At 32.6% G+C, this 5,128-nt stretch carries 3 protein-coding genes and 1 pseudogene; all 4 read right to left on the bottom strand.

The window, feature by feature from the left end:
- Window positions 1–815: pseudogene (locus ACOYLP_RS10610) on the bottom strand (hypothetical protein); the annotation flags it as partial.
- A gap of 179 nt (window positions 816–994) precedes the next feature.
- On the bottom strand, window positions 995–2,113 hold the full coding sequence (locus tag ACOYLP_RS10605) for an endonuclease (protein WP_422856141.1): 1,119 nt from the start codon (window positions 2,111–2,113) through the stop codon (window positions 995–997).
- 5 nt (window positions 2,114–2,118) lie between these two features.
- Window positions 2,119–3,339, bottom strand: coding sequence for an RsmB/NOP family class I SAM-dependent RNA methyltransferase (locus tag ACOYLP_RS10600; RefSeq protein WP_422856140.1), 1,221 nt, complete (start codon window positions 3,337–3,339; stop codon window positions 2,119–2,121).
- 253 nt (window positions 3,340–3,592) lie between these two features.
- On the bottom strand, window positions 3,593–5,128 hold a 1,536-nt coding region (locus ACOYLP_RS10595), incomplete at its 5' end, for a KUP/HAK/KT family potassium transporter (protein ID WP_422856139.1).

The following is a 5,128-nucleotide window of genomic DNA, read 5'->3' as shown; positions in this document are numbered from 1 at the left end:
AAATGATTATTTTTTTTGTCTCTGTATTGAGAATATAATTGGTCAAATTTTACTTTTAAAGGAAAATGATAGTGAAAATCTTCTGTTGTTTCTGGATTTTCAGCATGGAATTCTTCTTTCTTTTCATCAATAAAATGATGATATTTTGATAGGAATGATTTTTTAAGCTCTTCAACATGGTCTTTTACCGACATTAGTTTTTCTACTAAAACTAATTCGCCTAACTCATCAACCAATTGCTCCATTGACAAAGTATCGTAATCCTGCATTGGAATATCATAGCGATCTTTCAATGTTTCATCTTCGCTTTCCTCTGCGTTAACTTCTTCAATGGCATTAATTACTGATTGGTTGTCATTTTGCTGCTCTTGATCGTTAATGCTCAAGTCATCAACTAAAGTGCTATTAGTAACATGTTCTTCGGTCAATTCAACTGTAGCTTCTTTTACTTCAGTTTCAGCTTTTGGTTTAGTTTTTTTTGCTTTAGTTACAACTGTTTCTTCAACAAGTGCTTCTGTTTCTGCAGCAACTTCAAGTTCGTCTTCAGTAAGAGGTTCAGTTAAAATACCTACTTTTTCTTCAAATTCTTCATTAGCTGGTTTTTCAACAGCAGCTTCTAGTTCTGGGCCAGCTTCTGTAACTTCTTCAACAACATCTTCTTCAATAGAAACATCTGTCTCAACTTCTGCTAATGTTTCTGTTTCTTCTTGATTTTCAACAAGAAATTCTTGATTTTCAGCGATGCTCACTTGTTGTGATTCATCGTTTACACTTCCATCTGCTTCAAGCAGGTTATCATTCTTTTCTTCTAACATTTTTAAAATGTTTTAGGGTTACACATTTTGAGCGCTAAAGATACTAAAGAAGCAATAAAGTTCAAAGAAAATCAGTGTTTTCTATACAATTTTGGTCATGATCTGGGTTATTTTTCGATTAAAAACAAAAAAACGCTGTTGAATTTCAACAGCGTTTTACTTTATATTGGGATTGAAATCTAGTTAATCAATACTTTTTTAGTAACAGAATTTGTATCAGATGATAATTTTAAGAAATAAAATCCTTTTGGTAAATTACTGATAGTGTAGTTATTATTTTCAAAAACAGGTTTTTTTATTTGTTGTAAAACCTGACCGCTGATAGTAATAATATCAATTTCATCTAAAGTTATATCAGTAGAAATATTTACAATATTTGATGAAGGATTTGGGTAAATAGAAACTGCATTAGCAAATTCAAAGGTTGATGTTTCCAAAAAAATAGTTGGCCATCTGTTTTGGGCAACTGGTCCACCCCAAATTACTGTTGCCAAATAAGGATTGTCAATAAAAGGATTTCTATTTCCTTGTCCGTAGGTGTTTGATGCATTTCCTAAATACGTATTTCTTTGATCTTCATATAAAGAAACTGGATCCTCAGCATTCCATTGTAACAAAAGATTTGGCATATTGGCATCAGTGGTAGCAGTTGTTCCAAATGTAACAGCTGTTGGTAAACATTGTGTTCCGTAATGCAAATACATATACATTAATATTCGCGCTACATCGCCTTTCCACTCATCACCTGGATACCAATTTGCTCCAGCATTTCCTGAATTACCAGTTCCACTAGCATATAATCTATTTCCTCTTGCTGTGTTTCTATCAACATCACAAGTACGAAGCATGTGAGCGTCAGCTCCAGGTCCAATTTGTCCTAATGGTGGATTGGCAAGCGCTTGTGCAAAAATATGTTCTCTGTTCCAAGCACATTCGTTAGTAGTAGCAACATCGGCATTTTTATTTCTGCTTCTATGAAATGTTGCGTCAGCAGAAGTTCCGAAATCATTATTATCTACATAAGCGCAATTATTAGGGCTATACCCATAAACCAATAAAACATTGTTGTTATTAGCATCAGCCGGGTCTAAATCAGTATATCGCAGTGCATTTTCTGCTTGTGCATAGGTTAATTCTTTAGTATGAGTTGTAGTTATTTTTGTAGCAAGGGCATCTTTTAGGCCAGTTCCGGTGAGTGTCCAGTTAAATCCATTATAGTATGGATTAGCAGGAGCACCATTTTGTGAAAATGCTGTAACGATTTTTAATAGTAATAAAAGGGAGATAATTTTTTTCATTTTTTTTATAATTCTTTTTTTCTTTCTAATAATGCCATATAAAAACCATCAAACCCAGTTTCTTGTGCTAAAATTTTTGTTTCCTTAACAAAGGAAAATGTTTTTCCCGTTTCTGTTGTTAAGAATCGCTTGATTTGTTCCTGATTCTCACTAGGTAAGATAGAGCAGGTAGCATAAACTAACTTACCTCCAGGTTTTACGATCTTAGAATAATTTTCTAAAACTTCGGCTTGCACTTTTTTTATATTGTCAATAAATTCAGGTAGCAATTTCCACTTCGCATCTGGATTTCTTTTTAAAACTCCCAACCCGCTACAAGGTGCGTCTATTAAAACTCTATCTGCCTTTTGATGCAGTTTTTTGATCACTTTAGTCGTGTCAATTATTCGGTATTCTATATTGAAGGCGCCGTTTCTTTTGGCTCTTAATTTCAATTGTTTTAGCTTACTTTCATACAAATCCATGGCAATTAATTGTCCTTTGTTTTGCATTAAGGAAGCCATATGTAGCGTTTTCCCACCAGCACCGGCACAAGTATCAACAACTCTCATTCCAGGTTGGACGTCTAAGAATGCAGCTACTAATTGAGAGGATGCGTCTTGTACTTCGAACAATCCTTCTTTGAAAGCATGAGTTAAAAACACATTTGCTCTTTCTTTTAAAACAAGAGCATCTGGTTGGTCTTTCATAAATTCGGTTTCAATATTTAAATCCATTAAAAGCGAACGTAGTTTTTCCTTTGTTGATTTTAAAGTATTAACACGAAGTATGACTTTTGCAGACTGGTTTTGTGCTGCAATTTCTTTGGTCCAAAGGACTTCACCCAATTCTCTTACACCCAATTCATCCATCCAGTCCGGAATAGATTCACGCATTTTTCTGATTTTAGAAAGTTCGTCAAATCTACCTTTTATCTTTCGTTCTGGAGTTCCATCCAGTTGTCTCCAATCTGGAATTGGATAGCCACGTAAAACCGCCCAAACAGCAAAAATTCTCCATAAATCTTCTCGGTTAAAAGGTTCTTTAACTTCAGCAATTTCAGCGTATAATCTTTTCCAACGAACAACTTCATAGATAGTTTCTGCAACAAATTTACGGTCAGAACTTCCCCAACGTTTATCTTTTTTTAAAGCACGTGCAACCACTTTATCAGCATATTCACCTTCATTGAAGATTGCGTTTAAAGAATCGATTGTGGTGTAAACTAAATTTCGATGTAATCGCATGATGTAAAAAAAAATTAGCGTGCTAAGATATTGCTTTTTTTAACTAAAAGAACGAAATGATTGAAGAATATAACTTTTATTAAATTCAACAACAAATTTTGTGAGGGATACTATTGAAAATCCTTACTTGTCTTGTTTTTATAAAGATATGTAAGATTAGAAAGAATAGCCATACAACTTAAAAAAATACCATTTCTATACATTTGAAATGGTATTTTTTGTAAGGTGACAATCCCACGTAAAACAAAATAAATTAATGATGATTGTTTTCAATACGTTTCATTTCTATGTTTTCTGGCGGATGAAGTACTAATGGGAATTGTTCTATTTTTACCGAACTACTATCTAAACCAAACGCTTTTTCTTCGGATAAACTTAGCTTTTTCATAATGAAATAGGTGTTCATTACCACTTTTTCAAAGAAGGTTAAATCGCCATCATTGGATAAGAATTTTTCAGAAAGCACAAATTTAAAGTCGCCGATAATATGGTTTTTACTAAGTGATTCATAACGACTTGTTATATCTACTTCACCGCGATCAACCATTTCTTTAATTACTTGTTTGAACATTAAATTAATTTTGGTTGGTTCTCTGAAACCCAGATTAAAATCGATTCGGTATAAATCATCTTTAATAATTTCAGTTACTTTATATTCTTTTTTATAGGGTTCACTTAGTATATTCACGTGAATAAACCAATATAAATCAGCTCGTTTAGGACGTTTTTGAAGAATAGAGTACATCACCTTTTCTTCAATTTCATCACTTCTGTTGGAATTAGTCATGTATACTAAATGTGTGGCATATTTTGGAATGGATAAATCGACACTTAATTCGGCAAGCACTTTTTTATAGTCATCAATTTTGACTATTTTGGTGTAGTTTTTACTAATTTGTTTGGCTAGATACCAGGTAGCCATAACCCCAATTAATCCTAATGCGATAATTAATGTTACAAATCCTCCATGTAAAAATTTCACAATATTTGCATATAAAAAACTAAACTCGATAGCTAAATATAATGTTATTAAAGGAATAATAAAATATAATTTAACTCTTTTCATAATTAAATAAAAATTGAGTAAAATAGTAGTCATAATCATACATAAGATAATTGCCAATCCATAAGCATGTTCCATGTTTGACGATTCTTCAAAATATAATACGATTCCAATACATCCTAATAATAAAAGCCAGTTGATTGATGGAATATATAATTGACCTTTTACTTCAGTAGGATATTTAATTTTTACTTTTGGCCAAAAATTCAAACGCATCGCTTCATTAATTAGAGTAAATGATCCGCTAATTAATGCCTGCGAAGCAATTACTGCAGCCATGGTTGCTATTACAATACCTATAGGTAGAAACCATTCAGCCATGATAAGATAAAATGGGTTTCCACCTTTTCCTCCAAGTTCAGATAATGTGGATCCTTCGTGATTTATTAAATAAGCGCCTTGCCCAAAATAATTTAACAGTAGCATAACTTTTACAAATATCCAACTCACTCGGATATTTTTTCTTCCGCAGTGTCCCATATCTGAGTATAACGCTTCAGCTCCAGTAGTACAAAGAAAAACTGCACCTAATACAAAAAAACCTTCTGGATGAATTTTTAATAACTCGTAAGCATAATAAGGGTTAATCGCATGAAAAACACTAAAGTCATTTAGGATTTGTATAGTACCTAATATGCCAAGCATGGCAAACCAAATTAACATCATAGGTGCAAAAAACTTTCCAACTAATTTAGAACCAAATTGTTGAATAGTAAATAATACTAT

The organism is Flavobacterium sp. (genome assembly GCF_049318325.1).
GTDB lineage: Bacteria > Bacteroidota > Bacteroidia > Flavobacteriales > Flavobacteriaceae > Flavobacterium.
Note: the sequence above shows the minus strand (reverse complement) of the source record. Positions and strands in the feature narration are given on the sequence as shown.